A 23,636-nucleotide genomic window follows, 5' to 3' on the forward strand; every position below is an offset into this window, starting at 1 on the left:
CCCCAATCTTTCGATCAGGGCTTTTTGAATCTGGAGCGGGAAACGAGACTCGAACTCGCGACCCCAACCTTGGCAAGGTTGTGCTCTACCAACTGAGCTATTCCCGCAGGGTCGATCGATTTTTTACTTTAAAAAATGAACAAAAAAGAATTTGGAGCGGGAAACGAGACTCGAACTCGCGACCCCAACCTTGGCAAGGTTGTGCTCTACCAACTGAGCTATTCCCGCATGCCGTGTATAATACAGCATGCAAAAACAGGGTCAATAACTTTATGAAAAATCTTATGTCGATTGCATAAAATAAAAGCAATATTCTCTGTGCTTCCAAACAATTAGACAAAATTTATGCAAAATTTAATGAAATCTCGGCACAATCAAATAATTGCAGACATTTCTTGCACCGAAATAGCGGGTAGAACAGGGTATACTGGACCCATATCTTGAATCGGAGTCAGGCCATGAGCTTAGAACAACAACTGAAAGACCGTTTGGCACAATTGTCACCTACTTACCTGGAAGTCGTGAATGAATCTTCAGGTCATGGTGGATATTTTCCGGGTAAGGAATCGCATTTTAAGGCGGTGATTGTCAGTGAAGCCTTTGCCGGCCTGCGTGCGGTACAACGCCATCAAAAGGTCTATGCTGCGGCAGGTGATTTGCTGTCTAAAGATAAAATTCATGCCTTGGCAATTCATGCTTTCTTGCCTGAAGAGTGGACAGGACAGGATACGTCTAGTCCGGAATGTGCACATACACCAAAAAACTAAGAGGACTTTATGGATACCCAGCTTTTAGTCAAGATTATTCATATGTCTGCGGCAGGACTGGCCATTGTGGCCATTCTTGCGCGTGCTATTACCCTGTTTATGGGTACACAGGGCAATCAACCGAATCCAAAAGCACGTGTATTTCTGGTCGCTTTGCAGCACCTGGTGATTAGCGTGATTGCCTTAACTGGGATTATTGCCCTGTTTTTAAAGAATTTTGATGTACAGCTTTGGTTTTATGCCAAAATCATTTTATTTCTGGTGCTGATTTCATCCTTGGGCAAAGCCTATAAAAAAGATGATTCAATCCTGCTGGTACAACGCCGTGCTGGCTTATTTATTGCTGTGGTTTCACTTATTGTGATTATGGTATTGGTCATGATCAAGCCGAATTTTGGCTAAATTATTCATCAGTCAATGAACTCAAACATACTGATCATTAGAAAAATAAAGAGGGGTGTTTATGCATACTCGTGTGGTTTTTAATCAAAAAGGTGGGGTGGGGAAATCGAGTATTGCAGTCAATTTGGCAGCAATCAGTGCGCATCAGGGGCTTAAAACCCTGTTAATCGATCTTGATCCGCAGGCAAACTCCAGCCAGTATTTACTAGGGGATGATGCAACTTATTCGAGTGACAAGCCGGCGCTGGAGCCGAATATTGAAAACTATTTTGAAGATGTGTTGGGGAACCAGCAGAGCAAAAGCTTAATTGGTAATGCGATTGGTTCCATTCTCAAGAACCGGGCTAAAGGGCTGGAAAGTTATCTGCATCAATCACCTTTTAAAAATCTGGATGTCATTCCGGCCAGTCCAAGTTTGGGCACATTGGCCCATGCACTGGAATCCAAGCATAAGATTTACAAGCTGCGCGATGCCTTGCAACCACTTGCTGAGCATTATGACCGGGTGTTTATTGATACTCCGCCAGCATTTAATTTCTTTACACTTTCAGCCCTGATTGCTGCAGACCGTGTTCTGATTCCGTTTGACTGTGATGTGTTTTCTAAACGGGCCTTGCAAACTCTGATTGAGAATGTCATCGAAACTCAGGATGATCATAACGAACGTCTGGAAATTGAAGGCATCGTGGTCAACCAGTTTCAGGCTCAGGCAAAACTGCCTCGCGAAGTGGTACAGCAACTAAGAGATGAAGGTCTTCCGGTACTAAACAGCATGTTGCCACCGTCGGTGCTGATGAAAGAGTCACATCAAAAAAATCAGCCATTAATTCACTTGGCAACTGATCATAAATTGACTCAGGCCTATCAATCATTGTTCAATGAGATAGAGCAGCATTAAGATCGAGTTAACTATGAAACTTGTGAAAATAAGCCTGGCGATCAGTATACTTAGCTTGCTGAGTGCCTGTGCAACGACGGTCAAACCGACCTATGTTTCACCCACTCATTATCAAACCCTCAACTGTCAGCAGCTTCAGGGGGAATACAACCGTATTCAGCAATATCTTGATAATGGTGTTGAGCCGCCTAAACGTACAGGTGTCGGCGTAGGGGTAGGAGTCGGTGGTGGCTGGGGCAGCCGCGGTGGCTGGGGCATTGGTCCGAGTGTATCAGTGAATATGGGACAGTCTTCCAATACCAAACGCACTGAAACGGCACGTCTACTGGGTGAACAGGAAGCTATTGTACAAGCTGCAAAATTTAAAGCTTGCCCAATTGTTGTCCGTCAAAACGCCAATAAATAGCCCTCTAAATATCAAAAAAATGCTGACTTTAAGTCGGCATTTTTTCTATCTTAAAAATGATTGCTCAAGTGACACAGTTCGCAGTATTCACCAGAAAAAATGACCGATGCGCATAAAATTTTGAAAGATCCCGTCTTGTGATCAGAACACGAGATTGGTTAAGGTAATCACCTTGTCTGATATGTTTAACCACCATGATTGAAAACTGGCTCTTTGTTTTTGCAACAATAGCAGTGCTGATGATCCCTGGACCAGCCAATGCATTGGTGGCCAGTTCTGCCTATCAGCAGGGAACAGCCAAAACCAGTCTGTATATTCCCGTCATTCTGGTAGGGTATTTATATGCGATCAATGGGTGGGCTCTGCTGGTTCATCTGTTTTCACCGATCTGGCCCAGTTTTCAGGAACTGGTGCATATGCTGAGTGCAATTGGTGTGGGCTGGATGACCTTCCATTTATTCAAAGCACGGCAACTGGAACAATATAATCAGAGTCATCCTCAGATCCGTCCCTGGCAGATGTTTAAGGGAACCCTAAAAAACCCCAAAGCAGCACTTCTGGCGACCGGAATCTTGCCGCTGTCTACTTGGAAAAGCCCGAGTAACTTTGTTCTGGTCTTTGCGATTTTTACCGGGATTGCCTTGCTTGTTGCGTTGTTCTGGATGATCTTCGGACAAGCGATTCTGGCGGGAGAGTCAGCAAAAAGAAAAGCCGACCTGATTTATAAAGGGTCGGCTCTGTTTTTACTGCTTTGCCTGGTGCCCTTGTTGATCAATTGGCTGGAATAAATTTTCAATCAATAATTCTAGGCTTTCAGGCGATTTTATTTTTCTTGAGTTTCTGCTGAACAAAGCCAATCACACCTGGCATGACACTTAAAATAATGATACCGAAAATCAGATGAGTGAAGTTGTCTTTGACGATTGGCATGTTGCCAAACAGATAACCTAGGATCACAAATGAACTGATCCAGAGAAAGCCACCGATTATATTGTAAGTCAGGAAATATTTGTAATTCATACTTCCCGCACCAGCAACAAAAGGTGCAAAGGTACGTGCAAAAGGAATGAAACGGGCAAAAATAATGGTTTTACCACCGTGTTTCACAAAGAACTGCTGGGTAGCAAGCAAATGCTTTTTATTAATAAAACGTGATTCAATCTCAAATACACGTGGCCCAATATATTTACCAATATGATAATTCAGAGTGTCGCCCAGCACTGCCGCAGTGAACAGTAGCGGAATCAGTACCCATGGATCCATTGCACCCGTTGAAGCCGCTAGTGCACCTGATGCAAATAACAGGCTGTCTCCCGGCAGGAATGGCATCACCACCAGTCCCGTTTCAACAAAAATAATCAGGAAAAGAATGCCATAAATCCAGATGCCGTAATTGGTAATGAATTCGAGCAGGTGATCATCAACGTGGAGGATAAAATCAAGCAGTTCCATAGGGAAAAAACAAGCGAAAAGGTGATCAAATCCTAACAGTCTGCGGCATGAAAGTCAGTACCGAACAGGAAAATAATTGCCCGTTCATCCCTGATGGGTGAATTAAAAATTTATCTTACAAATTGGCGGTAAATTCCTATAAAACAGGCTTAGCATGAAAATGTCATTAAAATAAAAATCAAAAGGTGGCTCACATGTTTAACCCTAAACGCCATCCCAGTGAAGACCGTGATAGAGGTAAGCGAAATAAACTTTCAATAGCAACTTAACTGGCCGGTCTTAAAATATTGAAATCCAAATAGCGTAAATATATTGAATTCTGGGGAGAGAAGGGAAAGCTCTCCTGCTGAATCGAAAGCTTAATTCTATTTAAAAAAATAAACTGCTTAATTATTATGCGGATGGGAATAGTGTGCTTAAGCCTAATAAAAATGCTAGAATACGGCGCTTATCTTTCGTTTGCCTTTCATAGTTGTTTGTCATGACTACCAATACTCAAATTACTGAAGATCGTATCCTGATTCTGGATTTCGGTTCTCAATATAGTCAGCTCATCGCACGTCGTGTCCGTGAAGCTGGTGTATATTCTGAAATGTATGCCTATGACATGTCTGAAGAAGACATTCGCGCATTTAATCCAAACGGTATCATCTTGTCTGGTGGACCTGAAAGTGTTCACCTGGAAGGCAGCCCGCGTGCGCCGCAAGTGGTATTTGAGTTAGGTGTACCTGTACTGGGTATCTGTTATGGCTTGCAAACCATGTGTGAACAGCTTGGCGGTAAAGTTGAGCCAGGTACTGTACATGAGTTCGGTTATGCAGAAGTGGATATCGTGGTACGTGACCAGCTGATTGGTCAGCTGCAAGACCGTGAAAACCAGCTGCATGTCTGGATGAGTCATGGTGACAAGGTTGCACGTATTCCAGAAGGCTTTCAGGTGACTGCAAGCACACCAAGCTGTCCGATTGCCATGGTGTCTGATGAAACTCGCCGTTTCTATGGGATCCAGTTCCACCCTGAAGTGACACATACTTCGAAAGGTGCAGAATTACTGTCTAACTTCGTACACCAGATTTGTGGCTGTCGTGGTCTGTGGACACCAGAACATATTATTGACCTGCGTGTAGAACAGCTTCGTGCACAGATTGGCAATGAAAAAGTATTGTTAGGTCTTTCAGGTGGTGTGGATTCATCAGTTGTAGCTGCGCTTTTGCACAAAGCAATTGGCGATCAGTTGACTTGCGTATTTGTAGACAACGGTCTGCTTCGTTTGAACGAAGGCGATCAAGTGATGCAGATGTTTGCAGACAACATGGGGATCCGCGTGATCCGCGCTGATGCTGAAGACCGTTTCCTTTCTGCTTTGGCTGGCGAAGTTGATCCAGAGAAAAAACGTAAAATCATCGGTCGCGAATTTATCGAAGTCTTTGCTGAAGAAGCGCGTAAGCTCGATGGCGTAACCTTCCTTGCACAAGGTACGATTTATCCAGATGTGATTGAATCTGCTGCCAGCAAACAAGGTAAGGCACATGTCATCAAGTCGCATCACAACGTAGGTGGCTTGCCTGAAGATTTGGCATTTGACCTGGTTGAACCATTGCGTGACCTGTTTAAAGATGAAGTACGTAAATTGGGTACAACTCTAGGCTTGCCACACAGCATGATCTATCGTCATCCGTTCCCAGGTCCAGGCCTTGGTGTTCGTATTCTGGGTGAAGTGAAAAAAGAATATGCTGATATTCTTCGCCTTGCTGATGACATCTTCATGCAAGAACTTCGCGCAAGCGGCTGGTACGACAAAACTGCTCAAGCTTTTGCCGTATTCCAACCAGTGAAATCTGTGGGTGTGGTCGGTGATGGCCGTCGTTATGCATGGGTAATTGCACTTCGTGCAGTTGAAACCATCGACTTTATGACAGCGCGTTTTGCACATCTTCCATATGACCTGGTAGACCGTATTTCTACACGTATCATGAACGAAATTGCTGAAGTTTCTCGTGTGGTATATGACGTTTCATCTAAGCCACCAGCAACAATTGAATGGGAGTAATTTTCTAACGAAAATTACCTATAAAAAAGAGCGCTTCGGCGCTCTTTTTTATTATTTTTGAAATGACATTTAAGCCGGTTTAACCTGCCAGTTTTGAAGTTCTCCAAGCAAACCTTGGTCAAGTTCAGGATCATAACACTCGACTCGGTTCCGACCATTGGCTTTAGCCTGATACAGGGCAATATCAGCCTATTTAATCAGCGCCATTAAATCTGTTTCACTACTTTCCAGAATGGCTGCACCAATTGAAACGGTGAAATCGAGATGATGCCCATGTTTCAGATTGACCATAATATTCTCGATTTTGTGTCTTAAACGCTCGGCAATTTTGAGTGCATCATCTAGTGAAGTTTCAGTAAGGCATGCGATAAATTCTTCACCCCCATAGCGTGCCAGCACATCATGACGCCGCATTTCATTGCGTGTGGCCTGCGCAATCATCTGCAATACCTGATCTCCAACATCATGTCCATAACGGTCATTGATCTGCTTGAAATGATCGGCATCAAAGACCAGCAAACTGATTGGAGCAGGCTGTTTAAGATTGTTTTGGATCAGCTGTTGTATCAGATATTCATAACAGCGTCTATTATTCAGGCCTGTCAGCGAGTCAGTATGGGCGAGATTTTCAAAAGTCTGACGATGATATTCATTCAGGGTATGTTGCAGGAATACCAAACGGGATTTTAGTGTAGAGCTTCAACTGATATATAAACTGAAGGTCAATGCCGGCATATAGATCAGGGAAAACAAGAACATCTGATACAGATTAGCTTGGGTATTGAAATACACACCAATATAAATCACCAGTGTAATCAGACCGGAATTAATCAGGCTAGGCCAGAAGCGAATCTGTACACATAGATTGGCCAGGACAATAAAGACCAGTGAAGCATATTGATAAATGAACGTATGCGGACTTTCACACTGATTCAGATTAAAAAACCAGATTGCACTTGCCCCGATAATCGAGGTCGGCAACAGCAGGTCAAATACAGGCAAATTCCGGTAAAAATGATACATCCAGATGGTAATCAGTAGAATTACCAAGGTATAGCCTAGCTTGGTCAGAATGAGCAAATTCATAATGTCATTTAGCACCAGAATATCGGCAAGGGTGTAGGAGGCATATGCCACCTGTGCGAATAGGTTCACCTGTAACAGATATTTTAAAGTGAGCTGTTTCTGATAGCTGAAGTAGGCAGGTTTTAAAGACCCAGGAATACGAACAAGAGGATCTTGAAGGGCATCCTGAAGCAGGAGGCGAACTTCTTCTTCATATTTATCTGGCATGCCGCCTTCCTACATTAAATCTAAAGAAATGAATAAGATGAATATTTATATTTGTATGAAAAATATTCTATTCTTTTAGAAATTATTTGAAAAGCATCACAAACAGATTTAGGTCTAATTCTTAAATTCTTGTCTAACAATCTTGGTTTTGCTCTCAACTTACAAAGCAGACCAAAACTGTTTCGCTTTATGATGAGCGCCAGACTGCTCCTGTTTATTCAGTGGTTTAAATACATTCCAGGGATTTGGAGAGAGCGGTTTAGTCGGTTGCAGCATATTAGGATGATAGACCCGAATCCGATTTCGTCCTGCTTTTTTGGCTTCGTAAAGCGCAATATCCGCATGCTTAATCAGGTCTTCAAGTTCCTGTTGTGGAGATTCAAGTTCAGCAATACCAATGGAGATCGTGAACTGGATTTTCTGGTCGGGATTGATGTGCATCACCTGCTTTTGAATCGAGCAGCGAATCCGTTCTGCAATCATCAGGCAATCCTGTAGCTGGGTATCTTCCAGCAAGGCAATAAATTCTTCTCCACCAAAACGTGCCAGTACATCGCTAGAGCGCATTTCTTTACGGGTAATTTCAGCAATCAGTTGTAGCACCCGGTCACCCACATCATGGCCATAGTTGTCATTGATTCTCTTGAAATAATCGACATCAAACATCAATAGGCAGGTGCTGGCAGGCTTTGGCCATTGGTGGATTGAACGTTCCGCCATATCCACAAAATGACGACGATTAAATAATTGGGTCAGATCATCAGTATGGGCAAGATTCTTTAAGGTTTGATAATTCCATTCATCCAGCAAAGTGCGTAGAAAAGATCGCCGTATGTTGATGATATTATTCCAGTTGATATAAATACTAAACGCCCAGAGAGGTGTGAAAACAACGGTGAAAATAAAGGCCTGCGATAGACTCATGAGATGGGTTACCCCAATCATGATAAACAGGGCGATAAAAATAGAACAATACAGCGCACCCTTAAACTCGGTCTGTACACAGAGGTTGGTAATTAAAATAAAGATCGCAGAAGCATAGATATAAGTCGACACATGCGGGCTGCTCGACAGCAGGAGCAGGCCAATCCAGGTCGCTGCAGCCACAGTCGTGCCCACAGGCAAAATCATGTCCAGAACCCGGATATTCTTTTGATGCTTAAACAGGTAATAACAGCAAAACATGACAGCAATGACCAGTGATACCCGGATCAGTCCAGACAGGAAAAACATATCAGGAATAATAAAAATATCGGCAAAGAAATACAGCAAAAAGGCGATCTGTGCCATGTAATTAATCTGGCGAAGATTTTGATGACGATGCACATAAAGATAGTTATAAAAGTACTGCTGGAATTGCACAGGAATAGGTGCAGCGCGATGTACAAGCGCATCTTCAATTAACTGGCGATTTTGCAGATCACATTCGGCCAACTTTAATGATCTATCCGTGGTCGAGTTTTGAAAAGACATATTCGCCGTTGAATATATATTTTCATTCGAGGATGACATATCCTGATCCAATCTTATTTTTATTGGGCCTTATTATGAACCAAATGAATAAAAAACAATCTCCCTAGAATCAGGGGGTAGCACGATTTTTAAAAAGAAAACGTAACAAAATTTTTGTTTTTGTGAACATAAAGCTAGACGGATCACATTTTTATAGATTGCTGATTTTAAAAGTTTATATAAATAAAAATGAGCGTTTCACGTGAAACATGAGCAGGATGAATAAGTTGATTTAAACGAGATAATGCTGGTTACTTGAATGATTATATAATTCATAACCAAGATCTTGATTACAGTCTTTGGAAGACTGAAGCTTTTAAGTATCTGAACTGTTCTGATGAGTAGCACATTTTATACGTATCGAAATATTTCCAAAGATAGATTTTGCGGGTAGACGCGGTACATTGTTCTATGAGGTAGACATCTTGTGATGATCAGGGAAAGATGTCTTGATACAGCATACAGCCAGAATGAACTTGCCGAGGTCAGCTCAACCATGTCGAATAATAATGATATTGAACTGTCAAATTCAGATGATTGTGAAAAGTATATCAATCAGTTCATACAGGAAGTTCCTTTACGGCGTGCGGAAATCGGGCAGGGAACCGTCATTAAACGCGCCTTGCCGAGTCGGCATAAACGCATGATTGGCGCCTGGTGTTTTCTGGATCATGCCGGTCCCACTCAATTTCCTCAGGGAGATGGTCTGGATATCGGACCGCATCCGCATATTGGCCTGCAAACTTTTACCTGGATGATTGAAGGCACCATGATGCATAGTGACAGTCTGGGTAACCGGCAATTGATCCGGCCGAAACAGGTTAATCTGATGACTTCAGGCTATGGCATTTCGCATACAGAGGTTTCACCGGAAACTGAAACCAAAATGCATGCAGCACAGCTCTGGATCGCCCTGCCTGATGACAAGATCAATATGGCTCCGGCGTTTGATCATTATTCGGAATTACCTGTGATCGAAGAACAGGGCATTCAATGTACGGTCCTGGTCGGGGAATTTCTGGATACACTATCACCAGTTAAGGTTCATACCGAACTTTTGGGGGTGAATCTATTCGCTGCTGAAAGTACCCGTGCCCGTCTGAGTTTAGATCCAAGATTTGAATATGGTTTTATGGCCCTTGAGGGGCTGGCAAGTATTAATGGGCATGAACTGACTGAAGATAATATGGTGATTCTTGAACCCGGATTACAGCATGTGGATGTCGAAATTCATGCCGGTGGACGAGTCCTGCTGATTGGTGGAGAGCCGTTTGAAAGCCCTATTTTATTGTGGTGGAATCTGGTGGGTCGTGATGTGGAAGAACTTAAGCTGGCCCGTGAACAGTGGATGATGGGACACCCGCGTTTTGGCACCATTCCAAGCTATGATGGCCCACGTATGGAAGCACCGGCATTTCCGGAACATATGCGAGCTTCCAAATAACTTTTACATAATCATAAGAACAAAGGATCAGTATGGCCCGTATCGCAATTGCCAAAATACAGAGCTTAACCATACCGTGGCAGGGAGAAATCAGTCATGGCCAGCATCATTACCTGACCGATAAACCTGAATCCTTCGGCGGGCAGGATGCAGGTCCTGCACCTTATGATCTACTTTTAGGCAGTCTGATCTCTTGCACCATGATTACTTTGCGCATGTATGCCAAGCATAAGAATATTGAACTGGGCGACTTTCAGGTTGAAGCAGAATTTTTTGCTAATAAAGAAGGGCAGGAATGGATTGAACGACGCTTAAGTTTTGATACTGTTCATGATTCGGCTTTGCAGCAGAAAATTCTGGAGATTTGTGCCAAAACCCCGGTGACCAAAACCCTGTTACGCAGTCTGGAGATTCGCACTAGCCTGATTTAAGCTAAAGAGGGTACGCTATATCCGGTAGGGAAAATGTAAGTAGACTAATAAACTCTTTAATCAGATCTGGACTTTTTGCTATGCTCACGCAGTAATAACAATAAAATCATGAGTCTAATATGCGTGTTTTACATCATCTCGAACAATCAAGATCATTTCGAATCATGTGGGCCTTGGAAGAGCTGGAACTTGATTATGAGATCAAGTATTACAAACGCCTGCCAAACTATTCTGCTCCGCCTTCTTTGAAACAGGTTCATCCTCTGGGTAAAGTCCCGATTCTGGAAGATCAGAATCTGGTACTGGCTGAGTCTGCCGCTATTCTGGAGTATCTCCAAGAAACCTATGATTCGACCCATCAGTTTCAGCCGATCAGTGCCGAGAACAAGGCGCAATACCGTTACTGGATGCATTATGCAGAAGGGTCTTTGATGCCTTTGCTGGTCATGCAACTGGTGATGACCAAAGTTCCTGAGCAAGTGCCATTTTTAGTTCGTCCGGTTGCTAAAACAATTTGTGAAGGAGTGAAAAAGCAATTTGTACAAAGCCGTCTAAAAGACCATATCCAGTTTCTGGAAGATCATTTAAGCCAGCATGAATATTTTGCCGGTCGTTTCAGTTTTGCGGATATTCAGATGAGCTTCCCACTCGAAGCCATGCAAAGCCGTACTGGTAAAAGTTATCCGGCGATTCAAGCCTATCTGGAACGGATCTCGCATCGAGCAGCTTATTTCCGGGCCTTATCCAAAGAGCAGGCATTAAAGTCTTAAAACCTTCGCTAAAAAAGAAAAGGTGCGACTTGCACCTTTTTTTATTTTTGAATCAGTCCGGGAAACTGAGACGTTCTTTAGGAAAAATCACCTTAAAGGTGGATCCCTGATTTTCACGGGAATCAATTTCGAGCTGGGCCTGATGTTGCATCAGTACATGCTTCACAATCGCTAGCCCCAGTCCTGTGCCACCAGTACGGCGGCTACGGTCAGAATCTACCCGGTAGAAACGTTCGGTCAAACGTGGCAAGTGTTTAGGATCAATCCCAATTCCGGTATCTTCTACGACAAAATAGGCCGATTCACCATCATCATGCCAGCCCATGGTCACGGTTCCACCTTTAGGCGTGTACTTGATGGCATTGGTAATCAGGTTACTAAAGGCACTGGCAATTTCCATATCTGAGCCGATCAGGTCACAGTGACTGTCAATATCCAGATTTAGGGTATGGCCATAATCCACGTTATAGGCTTGCGCATCATCAAACAGCTGGTTCATCAGATTCGGCATGTCAATAATCTGGTTCTTGGCAATATTCTTGTCATTTTCCAGACGGGATAGCAGTAACAGGTCATTCACCAGTGCATTCATGCGACGGGTCTGAGACTGCATCTGGTCAAAGGCGCGTTTCCAGCGCGGGCTAATATCTTCCTGATCGGTAAAGGTTTCGATATAGCCGCTGAGCACAGTTAAAGGTGTACGCAGTTCGTGCGAAATATTATCGACGAAGTCCTTACGCATCTGTTCCAGATTATGCATCCGGGTCACATCATAAGCGACCAGTAAGCGGCTTTCACCGCCAAAACGGGTCATTTTGATTTGCACATAATGATCTTCTAATATCGAAGACTTCATTTTAAGGCCATCAGGTGCATTATCAATATGATGATAGTAATCAATGAAATTTGGCTGACGTAACAAACTCAGGATATTACGGCCGCGATCTTCCTGACCAATCCCTAGTAAACGTCCTGCCGCTGGATTCCACCATTCAATCTGCTGGTTTTCATCAATCAGCACTACAGCTTCTTGAAGGGCGACTAGCGAGGACTGTGCACGGTCAATCAGCTCGACCATTTCAGCCTGAACAACGCGTTCCTGACGCTGGGCCCGATAAACATTAAACAGTAAAGCGCCCCAGATTCCGTTGATATTTGGCGGTACATCATAGGGACGGTTCGAGATCCATTCATTGACCAGGTAGAGTGAACGCAACTGTGTACCAAAGAAGGCAACAAAGGCCAGAACGATACAGATCCAGAAATAACCGATGCCTAGGCCAATACAACTGGCAATTACTAGGAAGAAAAGAAGGAGACGTAAATCTTGCTTGGCAAAATCCCATAAGCTGCTGTAACGAAATCTTTTGTGCTCGTGTGACAGTTCGGGAACAGGATAGGGCTCATACATAAAACGAGATTTACCTAAAAACAATTAACCGAGTGCAACATCGACACGGGTCGAGAAACGGTAACCGGTGCCACGCACAGTTTGTACATAGCGGTCAGCGCCATAAGGTTCGAGTACCTTGCGCAGGCGACGGATATGCACATCAATGGTCCGGTCTTCAATATAGACGTTGCCACCCCAAACCTGATCCAGCAACTGCGCACGGGTATAAGCACGTTCCGGATGGGTCATGAAAAATGCCAAGAGACGATATTCAGTGGGTCCCATGTCCAGTATAGTATTGCCAAAATTCACACGCTTACTGACTGGATCTAATACCAATCCATTAGCATCAATAGATTTTTCACCACTAAGGGCATTGGAGCGACGTAAAACAGCTTTAATACGTGAAACCAGCTCACGGGTCGAAAACGGCTTGGTCATATAGTCATCGGCACCGGCGTCCAGTCCCTGAACTTTATGATCTTCTTCACCACGCGCAGTCAGCATGATGACAGGGATTTCGGACAGGTTTTCATCACGTTTCAAACGACGACATAGATCGACACCACTGACGCCACCCGGCATCATCCAGTCCAGCAAAATCAATGCTGGACGCTGGTCCACAATCATTTGATGAGCCTGCTTGGCATCTTCTGCCTGTAAACATTGAAAGCCTGCCATATCCAGAGAAGTGTGGATCATTTCACGAATCGGCAGTTCATCATCAACAATTAGAATGTAGTCATCTTTCACAGCGCAATACCCTATTTCATGCAAACGGTGGACCGTTTTATATTTATGACAGGCTTATTACAAAGATTAATTATGACAGTATCATTGCAGAATAGGTAGTTCCGGGACTTTTTGCAAAGATTTGTCACAATTTAAGCTGTTATTTTATAAGAGGGTCTTAATTCAAAATATTGTAGATCACTTACAAGTAAATCTATCTGGAACTTATCTTGATTTAAAAATTATTTAACCGGATCCGCTGGTTTTTCTGTACCCAAAGTATCTAGTAAAGCAAAGAATACCAGACTACAGGAAGACAGAATTTCTTCCAGTGACTGCTTAAAGCCGCTCATGACCCAGCGAATCGCAATCTGGGTGACATAACCATTAAGTCCGGTCGAGACCAGGGAAATCTCTCGTTCAGAACGATTAAGGTTCGGCATCATCAGCATGACAAAGGCCTGAATCATACGGTCGAAACGGCCCATGGTTTCATGAATCGTGGCCTGATTATGCAGTTCCTGAACCAGCATCGCATCGATATAAATAATTCGTGCCATACCCGGATTGTCACGTAAGGTCGTTAGCAAGGCAGTCAGACCGGCTTCGATCATTTTCTTTGGATCAGAAGAGGCTTGCATCATGGCCTGCATGACATTCTGCTGTAACTGGTCAATCAGCTTGAGGAAAATAGTCTGGAACAGATGTTCGCTTTTCTTAAAGGATTCATAAAAATAACGTTCAGTCAGTTTGGCTTCGTTACAGATATCCTTCACTGTGACTGAAAAGAAACCATGACGGCCATAAGCCTCGATTCCGGCCTCAATCAGCTTTTCACGACGCGCCTGCTGACGTTCAGCCATGGAAAGTCCTTTAAACTGGCGTTCTTTACTTTTACTTGCTAGTTTTTGCCCTGAATTTACTGCATCCGTCATAAAGACCATAGACTCATGTGCTTGAGATTTTAAGTATCTTATCAATAAATCCGGCTTTGACCTATGCTGAAATTCAAACCTGAAAATTGGCCCGTAGAGACATGCTGGAATTATTGACAATAAGGATTGTCAAAACTATATTGAAACGGTGTGCTGTATCCCTATGCGACAGAAAAACAGGCTGTCATGAAAGGGCAGTGTTTTAATCAAGGAAATTCAATGAAAAATTTTAATAATAAAGTCGCGGCCATTACTGGTGCAGGTTCAGGTATCGGTCAACAACTTGCGGTGCTTTTAGCAAAGCAGGGCTGTCATTTAGCACTCAGTGATGTGAATGAACAGGGCCTGGCTAAAACCGTTGAGCTGCTGAAAGGTACTGCTGTTCGTGTCACAACCAAAAAGGTCAATGTGGCTAATCTGGAAGAAATGCACGCTTGGGCCGCTGAGGTCGAGAAAGATCATGGCAGCGTGAATATGATCTTTAACAATGCTGGTGTAGCTCTTAGTTCTACCGTAGAAGGTGCTAGCTATGAAGAGCTGGAATGGATCGTCGGGATTAACTTCTGGGGTGTAGTTTATGGCACCAAAGAGTTTCTGCCTTTAATCGAGAAAACCGGTGATGGTCATGTCATCAATATTTCCAGCCTGTTTGGTTTAACTGCCCAGCCAACCCAGTCTGCTTATAATGCCACTAAATTCGCTGTGCGTGGTTTTACCGAATCTTTGCGTCAGGAACTGGATATGGAAAACTGCGGCGTAAGCGCACTCTGTGTACACCCAGGCGGAATCCGCACCAATATCGCCATTGCAGCGAAAATGAATGACAGCATTCGTAGTCTGGGAATGCATCCGGAAAAATCTGCACAGAATTTCAATAAGCTGCTGCGTTGCCCACCGGAAGAAGCAGCTCGTCAAATTTTGGATGCGGTACAAAAAGACAAACGCCGTTTGCTGATTGGAAATGATGCCAAAATGATTGATTTAATTCAGCGCCTCATGCCAACTGGCTATCAGAAAGTCACGGCTTTAGCTACCCGCCTCGGCAAGCAAAAGAAAAAGTCAGCTTAAAACACTCTGATCAAAGCCCGCGTAAGCGGGTTTTTTTTATGCCCGAAAACTTAAGCAGCTAAAGTATTTTATAAATCAAAAAGGCTTTGTTGCACAAAGATTTAAAAGACAGCACCTGCTTATCTGAACAGAACTCAAGTGACAACTTGGTTATGAGGACGACCTAATTCTGTAAATCTGTTTAATACTGCTATGCGTGCATGAATCTCATTGACCTGACTAGGAAAACTCCTTGCTGTTAATTTATCGCCTAATCATTTGATGCAATGCATCTTGGTTTCGACCAAACTTCGACGATGATAACCAGACCATTTTTTCCAAAGCATTCTTCCTAAACGTTTCACTGTTTTTAATAATTCATTCTGCTCTAAAGATCTCAATTTCTGATCTTCCCATGGTTTTGCATTTTTTCTTGGTGGAATGACCGCATGTGCATCTCGATCTAAAATGACTTGTCTGCAGTACTTCGTATCATAAGCACCGTCGGTATAGACCGAATCAATTCGTTCGTCTAAAGGAATTTGAGCAAGTAAATCATCGAGTACTTGTGAATCGCTCACATTATTTGTAGTGAGCTGTACTGCACGTATTTGCAAGGTGTCGGCATCAATACCAATATGAAGCTTACGCCATTGGCGACGATCTTCAGGTCCATGTTTCTTACGTTTCCATTCACCTTCACCTAGAAACTTCAAACCAGTTGAGTCTACGAGTAGATGTAGCCCATCGCTACTTTTTTGATAGCTAATCGCAATATCAATATGTTTTTGTCTTCGACAAAGCGTGCTGTACGAATATCGCTGATATTCGGAGCAGCTCATTTACACAGTTTAATCAAACTTTGAACAAAACCTGTGACCATGCGTAAAGAGAGTCTGAATAGAGATTTGATCATTCAACAGCATTGAATAGCGGTATCAGAGTAAGTTTGATTCCGACCTTGCTTGCCTTGTGGTTGTGCATACCACTGAGTGTTTGGATCAAACCAAATGGAAATATTACCTCGGTTAATGAGGGCACGATTGTAGGAAGACCAGTTAGTTGTACGATAGATTTTAGGAACAGGTTTATTCATATTGAAATTATAGGACTGAATAATCTTTCTAGGCTAGGTTTATGCAACAAAGCCGCTACAAAGACAGAACCCCCCGGCATTACTTTTAGATCATCCGGATGACGGCCATATTTAGCCAGGCGTCCTTTGACCTCACGGTAGAAGGCTCGAGCATCAGCTAAACTTTGCTGGGCGGTAAAAATCACTTCGGCATATTTGGCGGCCAGCTCACGTCCATCTGCAGACTGACCTGCCTGGACAATCACTGGATAGCCCTGTGGCGGACGAGGGACATTCAGTGCACCCTGGACATTAAAATATTTGCCACTATGAAGTGGTTCGTGCTGTTTAGATGCATCAAAGAAATGACCGTTTTCTTTGTCATAGAGGAATGCATCATCTTCCCAGGAGTCCCAGAGCTTCTGTACAACTTCAATAAATTCATCCGCGCGTTCATAACGGACTTTGGCATCCGGATGTGCACTAAAACCAAAGTTCCGTGCGGTTTCAGCAGAAATAGTGGTCACGACATTCCATGCGGTACGACCCTTACTGATATGGTCTAAAGAGGCATATTTTCGTGCCAACAAATACGGTTCTTCATAGGTGGTAGAAGCAGTGGCAATAAAATCAATATTTTGGGTGACGGCTGAAATCGCTGCGAATAAGGTGACTGGTTCAAAGCCCACGACTTTATCACTATAACCGACATTCTTATTATGTTTGGAAGCGCCATGACTCCAGTTGACTGCCAGACCATCTGCAAGGAAATAAGCATCAAACAGGCCGCATTCAGCAGTTTTCGCCAATTCAATCGCATAATCAATACTTAAATGATCCTGAGGACGAGACTCAGGATGGCGCCAACCTGCCGCATGTTGCGAAGTCGTTGGAATAAAAGCACCCAGTTTAATTTGTCGTTTAGCCATGAGAAGACCTTGTGTTTTTATGCAATACACTGCTTATAACAAGGATCTTCATGGCTGAAAAATATAATAAAAATGAATCCATATAAAAAAATATGGATTAAGCAGGAAATACGCTATTTAGAAGTGCTTTGCTAGGTTTATCCAGTAGTCCAAGCTGGAAGATTAAACTAGTGCCTCGATGGTTTTTTTCTTCCAGATAAACTGGTAATACAGGCCTTGCATGATACAAAGACAGACAAAGGCCAAGGCATAACCGTACCAGATCCCTTGTAAACCCCACAAGCGGCTGAACATATAGGCAGCTGGTACTTCAATGCCAATAATGGCAATAATATTGATCAACATCGGGACTGTCACTGTGCCACTGGCCCGCATGATCGAAGCAAAAATTGCGCTAGCACCAAAGAACAGAATCGACCATAGGACAATGAAGAGAAGTTGCTGACCTAGGACCACGACCTGTGGGTCAGTGATAAATAGTGCCATGAGATATTTAGAAAACAGATAAGCCAGAATTACCAGACTACCTGTGAACAAGATATTCATACTTAAGGCAGTTCGAGTCACTTTATTGAGCAAATCATTTTTACCAGCACCAATGGCCTGTGCCCCAAAGACTGAAGCTGCAATGGCAATAGAAAGAGCAGGGAACTGAATATAATTCAGTACCTGATTCACGGCACCATAGGCCGCCGTCGCTTCTGCACCATAACGGTTGACCAGACTCACAATGACCAGACCAGCGACTGAAGTTGTGACCATTTGAACCCCGGTTGGAATACCTAAGCGCAGAATAATCTTGCTGAGCTGGGGCTGATGACGAATATCTTTGATTAAAGCCCAGTCTGGTCTTAGAGGATGACGTTTATAATTTAAATAGAGAATAAGAAATAACAGAACAGCCAAGTTACCTAGAATGGTTGCAATTGCTGGAGAGATGATCCCCATCTTAGGAAAACCAAAATAACCAGCGATCAGGACCGGTGTTACTATCAAGCCCACACCAATCGTTAGGGCAGAGGCAAACAGTGGCGTAGTGCTGTCTCCAACCCCGCGTAAAATTGAAGTATAAATAATATAAATAAAAATTAGAGGACTACCAGCCAGCATCCATTGCACATAAGGCAAAGACAGGTGCATTACATCCGGATCTGTACCCAGTAATTGCAAGATATTTTCAGCAAAAAATACTCCCAATAGGGCAATCAGGCTGCCACCAATCAGCGTCATAAACAGGGTAGAGCCAACTACACAGCGCACTTTTTCAAGATTTCTGGCACCCCAAGCTTGTCCTACCAGAACCGTAGAACCTGCAGAGAGACCAATCACAAAGGCCATCAGACAGAACAGAATCGGGAAAAATACTGCAACTGCAGCAATCGCTTGCACGCCGAGCATTTGCCCCACAAAAACAGTATTAATCGTACCGGACAGGCTTTGCAGGATGTTGGTAACCACCAGCGGTAACAGGAAAATAAAAAATGTTTTCCATAAATTCTGCTGGTGAACCAATGCTTGCTGTGCCATATGACATCCTGTTCTTGATTTTTCATATATTTATCAGGACTAAATTATCCTTGATCAGCATCAAGAACGCTTTAGCTTTTCAGTAACCAATAAGTCTATTTTTTTAAACTTTGGAAAGAATATGTGCTGCTTCTATCAAGGTTTCATCTTTTTTGGCAAAGCAGAAGCGCAATAAGTGTAAATCTTTAGGCGGCTCCTGATAAAACGCTGATACCGGAATCGCCACAACACCGTGTTGTTCCGCCAGATAGTGACACATCGACAGTGCATCCAGATCAGGACGAATTTCACTGTAATCCAGATTCTGGAAATAGGTGCCTTGAGACGGTGTCCATTGAAAACGGGAATCTGTCAGTGCATGATTAAACAAATTCCGTTTGGTCTGATAAAAACCGGACAGCTCATGAATATGTTCAGAATGCAGCTGCATATATTCAGTCAAAGCTACCTGAATTGGGGTTACGCCACAGAAGCTGACAAACTGGTAAATCTGTCTGAACATCTGCATTAAGGCTGGGGACGCGACACAGAAACCGGTCTTCCAGCCGGTCACATGAAAGGTTTTACCAAAAGAACCAATCACAAAACTGCGTTCACGGAGTTCCGGAAAAGATGCTGCAGAATGATGACGAACTTCATCAAATATCAGATGTTCATAAACTTCATCAGACAGAACCACGATATTGCGATCACGAATCAGTTTAATCAGCTGCTGCCAGTCTTGCTCTGTCCATACCGTTCCGGTGGGATTATGCGGTGTATTCACTACAATCATGCGGGTACGGTCATTGATTGCATCTTTGACCTTATTCCAGTCCACAGAAAAACCAGGATATTCTAGAGCGATATGTACCGGTTTGGCACCGACCAGCTTCACGCTTGGCGCATAGCTGTCATAACTGGGATCAAAAATAATGACTTCTTCACCTGCCCGTACCGTTGCCTGAATTGCACAGAAGATTGCAATCGTTGCGCCAGGAGTAATGGTGATTTCATCTACCGGATCTAGAATGAGCCGGTCACGATGCTGATAAAGATCAGCGACCAGACCACGTAATACTGGCAAGCCATCACCCGGTGCATATTGGTTAAAACCATTTTCAGCTGCCCGACTGAGGGCTTCAATCAATTGCGGTGGAGCAGGAAAATCTGGAAAACCTTGTGACAGGTTAATTGCCCCGAGTTTTTGTGCCAAGGCCGACATAGTACTAAAAATAGTAACGCCCAGATTGGGAAGTTTAGAATGTAACTCAAGCATGTCCTTGGCCTCTGGCTTATCCTGTAATCCAGGATGATGTAGGAGATATAAAGTATTCGGCTTTCAGTGTAGCAGTAAGTGAATCAGCAAATAATCAGAAAAATCGAAAAGGTTGAAACAGAATACATCTTCTATTTCATAAACATAGAGAATATTAGGTCAGGGTAAGGTTATTTGTGGTTAATTCATGTGAAATAAATACCAAGATGGATTGTTCTAAGCTTATTCCCTAAAATCAGTGCGATAAAAATAACCTCAAATAATAATTATAAAATGCTACAGAGTATTTATACGGTGCTTGAAGGCTTGGGTCTAAGCTCACAGAAGCGTGCACTTCATCTCCGATTTTCCAATGAAATTTTAAATTCTCAGGTCCTGATTCAGCGTATTGAAGGCAGGCACTGGATCAATGAGGGACTACATGCTGAATTACTTTGTCTATCCACCCATCCCTATATTGCCTTAAAACAGTTTATTGGCTGTCAGGTTGCTGTTGATCAGGTCACTGATCAAGGTGAGCTTTTTCGGACTACAGGTATCATTACCGCAGCTAAACAGGGGCATAGCGATGGTGCTTTAAGTGTCTATCAGCTGACTCTCGAAGATGCGACTTCACTTTGGCATAAACGCCGTAATAGCCGTGTGTTTTTGAATAAAAGTATCAAAGCGATTAGTGAGATTCTGTTTACTGAATGGCAAAAGCGAAGTGGCTTATTTGCGAAAAGTTTAAGTTTGGATCTTTCCGGACTAAATCGTGAATATGATGTACGGCCATTGGTCATACAGTCCAATGAAAGTGATTATGATTTTCTGACCCGCTTATGGCGTAGTGAGGGTATTAACTGGCTGATTGATGAAAAGGAATTAATTATTCCAATCTCAGCTCAAACCATTCAGCCACAAGTCCTGCGTCTTGTTAATGGGCAGCAATATTTTCAAGCCTTAAAACGCCGTTCCATCCGCTTCCATCGTAGTCATGCAACTGAGCAATTCGATACTATCACCAGCCTAATTGCTGAGCGACAACTTGTACCAAATAGTGTTGCATTGCAACGCTGGCAAGCTATAGATCTGGAGCAGGAGCAAAACCAGCAGTTAGTGAATATCCAGCAAAGTAGTGTTCAGGATCATACCAGTTTAAGTCTGGAAGATGTCTGGAACATCAGTCCAGCTTGGACCAGTGACCTAAAGAGAGAAGATCAGGCTACATCATCCAGTCCAGCTCAACTGGATCAACTCAGTCAGCAACTTAGTCACTATCATGCCATGCAGTCCAAATATTTTAAGGCCAGCAGTAGTGTTCGTGATGCCCAAGTCGGTTACTGGTTTGAACTGCATGACCATCCCGAAATTGATCAACATCCGCACAATGAGCGTGAATTTTTAATTTTGGGCAAACACTTCTATAACCAAAATAATTTACCGAAAGATCTTTTGCTACAGCTGGATCAGCTCATGCAGTCCAGTCACTGGAAAGTTCTGGATGATGAGAGACAAGGTAATGAGCTGTATTTAATTCGTCGAGATATTCCGGTGATACCTGAATATCATCCACTACAACATCGGCCTATGGCCTATCCACAACGGGCGAAAGTAGTAGGGCCTGAAGGTGAGACTATTTATGTCGATGAATGGGGACGTGTGAAGGTCCGTTTTTTGTTTACCCGTAGTGAAGATCATCAGCATGATGGTGGTGCTGGCGCCACTGATAATGACACTGATTCGGCCTGGGTAGACGTGCTAACGCCATGGGCAGGCGAAGGTTATGGCGCCCGATTCCATCCGCGTATCGGGGAAATTGTAGTGATTGATTTCTTCGAAGGAGATATTGATCGTCCCTTCATTGTTGGACGTATTCATGAAGCTGAACGTTTTCAAACTATGTTTGATAAGAAGGGGCGATTGCCATTCACTAAAAAACTAAGTGGTATCCGTTCTCAAGAGGTGGGTGGCGAAGGTTTTAACCAGCTTCGCTTCGATGATACAACTGGACAGATTAGTGCACAGCTGCAAAGTAGTCATGGGGCCAGTCAGCTAAATTTAGGAAATCTAAGTCATCCAAAAGAAGATGAGGCTAGCGCCGGGCGTGGTGAGGGCTTTGAGTTAAGAACAGATCAATGGGGAGCACTTAGAGCGGGAGCTGGCTTGCTTCTCTCTACCTATAAACAAGAAAATGCCAATGCCAATCACTTAAATGTCAGTCCTGCGAAAAGCCAGCTTGAATCTAGTTTGAATCATAGTAAGGCCTTAAGTGAGATTGCTAAAAATCAGCAAACAGACCCCTTAGAAGGGTTAGATCATCTAAAAAAATTTCTGGATCAGATTGAACAGCAAGATCAAAGCAAGGCTGAAACTTTCAAACAAGCTTTAATGCTGCTGTGTGCACCGAATTCAATTGCACTCTCAACTAATGAAGATCTGTATCTTTCAGCTGATCAGCAGATTAACCACAGTGCTGCGGATAATATTAATTTTTCCACACGGAAATCTTTGATTGCTCACGCTCAGGACAAGATCAGCTTATTTGCAGCTCAACAAGGATTAAAAGTCGTTGCGGCAAAGGGAAAAGTCGAACTCCAGGCACAAGATGACGCAATAGAAACAATTGCTCGTCATAAAGTAAAAATTATTTCAACTGAAGATCGAATTGAAATTATAAGCCCTAAAGAAATTGTGCTTACTGCCGGTGGATCTCAGTTAAAGATTAATGGACAAGGTGTATTTGGAGTAACAGGTGGGAAGTTTGAGTGTAAAGCGGGGCAGCATATATTTAAAGAAGGTCAAAATATTATTGAACAAAAAATAAGTCTACCAAAAATGGAAACTTTGTTTAGTAATCGAATTAATTATCAATGGAATACTGCCTGTGAAAGAGAAAAAGAAATTTTCATTGTTGATAAGAAGGAGGGAACATTAATTAAAAGCAAAAAATCCCTGCTAAATGAAGTAAATCAAATAAGTAGTCTACGGTTCTATACCTCTCAAAAAACAGATTTTATAGCTTTTGGGTTTAATTCTTGTCAAACATATCTACGTCAAGAGCTAAATAAAGAGGATATCGATGAGTTATTGGAGGACCTAGAAGATGAGGAAATTGAGGATGAGGTATACACTAAAGAGGATACTGAGTAATGAGTCAGTTAGTCACTATTACATCCAAACTTTATGATGCATCAGGGAAGTATGTCATCAATTTAAAGGTAAAATCACGCTATAAAGGTTCATCTAGAGAGAACATCAATAAGACAGATCAAGACGGTGTCAACGGCATTCTAAAATTGACCCCTTTTACCTTACAAATGGCAAAGTAAAATT

At 43.0% G+C, this 23,636-nt stretch carries 19 protein-coding genes, 2 tRNA genes and 3 pseudogenes; 12 read left to right on the forward strand and 12 right to left on the reverse strand.

Annotated features, from left to right (window positions below):
• Window positions 1-31 precede the first annotated feature (31 nt).
• Together C3F22_RS15345 and C3F22_RS15350 are read right to left on the reverse strand one after the other, a co-directional pair.
• Window positions 32-107 (reverse strand) — tRNA-Gly (locus C3F22_RS15345).
• Window positions 108-152: 45 nt separating this feature from the next.
• A tRNA-Gly gene (locus tag C3F22_RS15350) sits at window positions 153-228 on the reverse strand.
• 230 nt (window positions 229-458) lie between these two features.
• On the opposite strand from C3F22_RS15350, the gene C3F22_RS15355 reads away from it, so the two are divergent.
• The 5 genes from C3F22_RS15355 to C3F22_RS15375 all read left to right on the forward strand — a co-directional run bounded on the left by C3F22_RS15355 (window position 459) and on the right by C3F22_RS15375 (window position 3,261).
• Window positions 459-767 (forward strand): BolA family protein, encoded by a 309-nt coding sequence (locus C3F22_RS15355; protein ID WP_104426902.1) that lies wholly within the window; start codon window positions 459-461, stop codon window positions 765-767.
• 9 nt (window positions 768-776) lie between these two features.
• A complete protein-coding gene (locus C3F22_RS15360; RefSeq protein ID WP_104426903.1) occupies window positions 777-1,169 on the forward strand; it encodes a SirB2 family protein in 393 nt (130 codons plus the stop codon).
• 61 nt (window positions 1,170-1,230) lie between these two features.
• Window positions 1,231-2,067 carry a ParA family protein gene (locus C3F22_RS15365; protein ID WP_104426904.1) on the forward strand — a complete coding sequence of 279 codons (837 nt, stop codon included), beginning with the start codon at window positions 1,231-1,233 and terminating at the stop codon, window positions 2,065-2,067.
• Window positions 2,068-2,080: 13 nt separating this feature from the next.
• Complete coding sequence (locus tag C3F22_RS15370) at window positions 2,081-2,473, forward strand: hypothetical protein (protein ID WP_104426905.1); 393 nt, start codon at window positions 2,081-2,083, stop codon at window positions 2,471-2,473.
• Between the two features lie 194 nt (window positions 2,474-2,667).
• Entirely contained in the window at window positions 2,668-3,261 is a 594-nt protein-coding gene (locus tag C3F22_RS15375) for a threonine transporter RhtB (RefSeq protein ID WP_104426906.1), read from the forward strand.
• 25 nt (window positions 3,262-3,286) lie between these two features.
• Here the strand turns inward: C3F22_RS15375 and C3F22_RS15380 are convergent, their stop codons facing one another.
• Window positions 3,287-3,925, reverse strand: coding sequence for a DedA family protein (locus tag C3F22_RS15380; protein WP_104426907.1), 639 nt, complete (start codon window positions 3,923-3,925; stop codon window positions 3,287-3,289).
• A 481-nt stretch (window positions 3,926-4,406) separates the two neighbouring features.
• On the opposite strand from C3F22_RS15380, the gene guaA reads away from it, so the two are divergent.
• Entirely contained in the window at window positions 4,407-5,975 is a 1,569-nt protein-coding gene (guaA, locus tag C3F22_RS15385; RefSeq protein ID WP_104426908.1) for a glutamine-hydrolyzing GMP synthase, read from the forward strand.
• Window positions 5,976-6,044: 69 nt separating this feature from the next.
• On the opposite strand, the pseudogene C3F22_RS18790 reads toward guaA, so the two are convergent.
• Both C3F22_RS18790 and C3F22_RS15395 read right to left on the reverse strand, forming a co-directional pair.
• Window positions 6,045-7,268, reverse strand: a pseudogene (locus tag C3F22_RS18790) (GGDEF domain-containing protein).
• Between the two features lie 159 nt (window positions 7,269-7,427).
• Window positions 7,428-8,780 (reverse strand): GGDEF domain-containing protein, encoded by a 1,353-nt coding sequence (locus C3F22_RS15395; RefSeq protein WP_104426909.1) that lies wholly within the window; start codon window positions 8,778-8,780, stop codon window positions 7,428-7,430.
• 496 nt (window positions 8,781-9,276) lie between these two features.
• Between C3F22_RS15395 and C3F22_RS15400 the strand changes: the two genes are divergently transcribed.
• The 3 genes from C3F22_RS15400 (at window position 9,277) to C3F22_RS15410 (ending at window position 11,425) form a co-directional block, all read left to right on the forward strand.
• Window positions 9,277-10,224, forward strand: coding sequence for a pirin family protein (locus C3F22_RS15400; protein ID WP_104426910.1), 948 nt, complete (start codon window positions 9,277-9,279; stop codon window positions 10,222-10,224).
• Between the two features lie 32 nt (window positions 10,225-10,256).
• Window positions 10,257-10,655, forward strand: a complete 399-nt coding sequence (locus C3F22_RS15405) for an OsmC family protein (protein WP_104426911.1) — start codon at window positions 10,257-10,259, stop codon at window positions 10,653-10,655.
• Window positions 10,656-10,774: 119 nt separating this feature from the next.
• Window positions 10,775-11,425 (forward strand): glutathione S-transferase, encoded by a 651-nt coding sequence (locus C3F22_RS15410; protein ID WP_104426912.1) that lies wholly within the window; start codon window positions 10,775-10,777, stop codon window positions 11,423-11,425.
• Window positions 11,426-11,477: 52 nt separating this feature from the next.
• Here the strand turns inward: C3F22_RS15410 and phoR are convergent, their stop codons facing one another.
• The 3 genes from phoR to C3F22_RS15425 all read right to left on the reverse strand — a co-directional run bounded on the left by phoR (window position 11,478) and on the right by C3F22_RS15425 (window position 14,485).
• A complete protein-coding gene (phoR, locus tag C3F22_RS15415) occupies window positions 11,478-12,836 on the reverse strand; it encodes a phosphate regulon sensor histidine kinase PhoR (RefSeq protein ID WP_104426913.1) in 1,359 nt (452 codons plus the stop codon).
• A 24-nt stretch (window positions 12,837-12,860) separates the two neighbouring features.
• Entirely contained in the window at window positions 12,861-13,571 is a 711-nt protein-coding gene (gene phoB, locus C3F22_RS15420) for a phosphate regulon transcriptional regulator PhoB (RefSeq protein WP_004780667.1), read from the reverse strand.
• Between the two features lie 221 nt (window positions 13,572-13,792).
• Window positions 13,793-14,485: a TetR/AcrR family transcriptional regulator gene (locus C3F22_RS15425; RefSeq protein ID WP_034171440.1), complete on the reverse strand. Its 693-nt coding sequence runs from the start codon at window positions 14,483-14,485 to the stop codon at window positions 13,793-13,795.
• A gap of 219 nt (window positions 14,486-14,704) precedes the next feature.
• Between C3F22_RS15425 and C3F22_RS15430 the strand changes: the two genes are divergently transcribed.
• Complete coding sequence (locus C3F22_RS15430) at window positions 14,705-15,553, forward strand: SDR family NAD(P)-dependent oxidoreductase (RefSeq protein ID WP_104427035.1); 849 nt, start codon at window positions 14,705-14,707, stop codon at window positions 15,551-15,553.
• Window positions 15,554-15,687: 134 nt separating this feature from the next.
• Here C3F22_RS15430 and C3F22_RS15435 read toward each other — a convergent pair.
• The 4 genes and pseudogenes from C3F22_RS15435 to C3F22_RS15450 all read right to left on the reverse strand — a co-directional run bounded on the left by C3F22_RS15435 (window position 15,688) and on the right by C3F22_RS15450 (window position 20,321).
• A pseudogene (locus tag C3F22_RS15435) lies at window positions 15,688-16,628 on the reverse strand (IS5 family transposase).
• Window positions 16,629-16,684: 56 nt separating this feature from the next.
• Window positions 16,685-17,536, reverse strand: a pseudogene (locus tag C3F22_RS15440) (NtaA/DmoA family FMN-dependent monooxygenase); the annotation flags it as partial.
• 162 nt (window positions 17,537-17,698) lie between these two features.
• On the reverse strand, window positions 17,699-19,063 hold the full coding sequence (locus tag C3F22_RS15445; protein WP_104426916.1) for an MATE family efflux transporter: 1,365 nt from the start codon (window positions 19,061-19,063) through the stop codon (window positions 17,699-17,701).
• Window positions 19,064-19,166: 103 nt separating this feature from the next.
• Entirely contained in the window at window positions 19,167-20,321 is a 1,155-nt protein-coding gene (locus C3F22_RS15450; protein ID WP_104426917.1) for a methionine aminotransferase, read from the reverse strand.
• A 273-nt stretch (window positions 20,322-20,594) separates the two neighbouring features.
• Between C3F22_RS15450 and C3F22_RS15455 the strand changes: the two genes are divergently transcribed.
• Both C3F22_RS15455 and C3F22_RS15460 read left to right on the forward strand, forming a co-directional pair.
• Window positions 20,595-23,453 carry a type VI secretion system Vgr family protein gene (locus C3F22_RS15455; protein WP_104426918.1) on the forward strand — a complete coding sequence of 953 codons (2,859 nt, stop codon included), beginning with the start codon at window positions 20,595-20,597 and terminating at the stop codon, window positions 23,451-23,453.
• Entirely contained in the window at window positions 23,453-23,632 is a 180-nt protein-coding gene (locus tag C3F22_RS15460) for a hypothetical protein (RefSeq protein WP_104426919.1), read from the forward strand. The genes C3F22_RS15455 and C3F22_RS15460 overlap by 1 nt, the downstream gene beginning before the upstream one ends.
• The last annotated feature ends 4 nt before the right edge of the window (window positions 23,633-23,636 follow it).

It is taken from the genome of Acinetobacter sp. ACNIH1 (assembly GCF_002934695.1).
Taxonomy (GTDB): Bacteria; Pseudomonadota; Gammaproteobacteria; order Pseudomonadales; family Moraxellaceae; genus Acinetobacter; species Acinetobacter variabilis.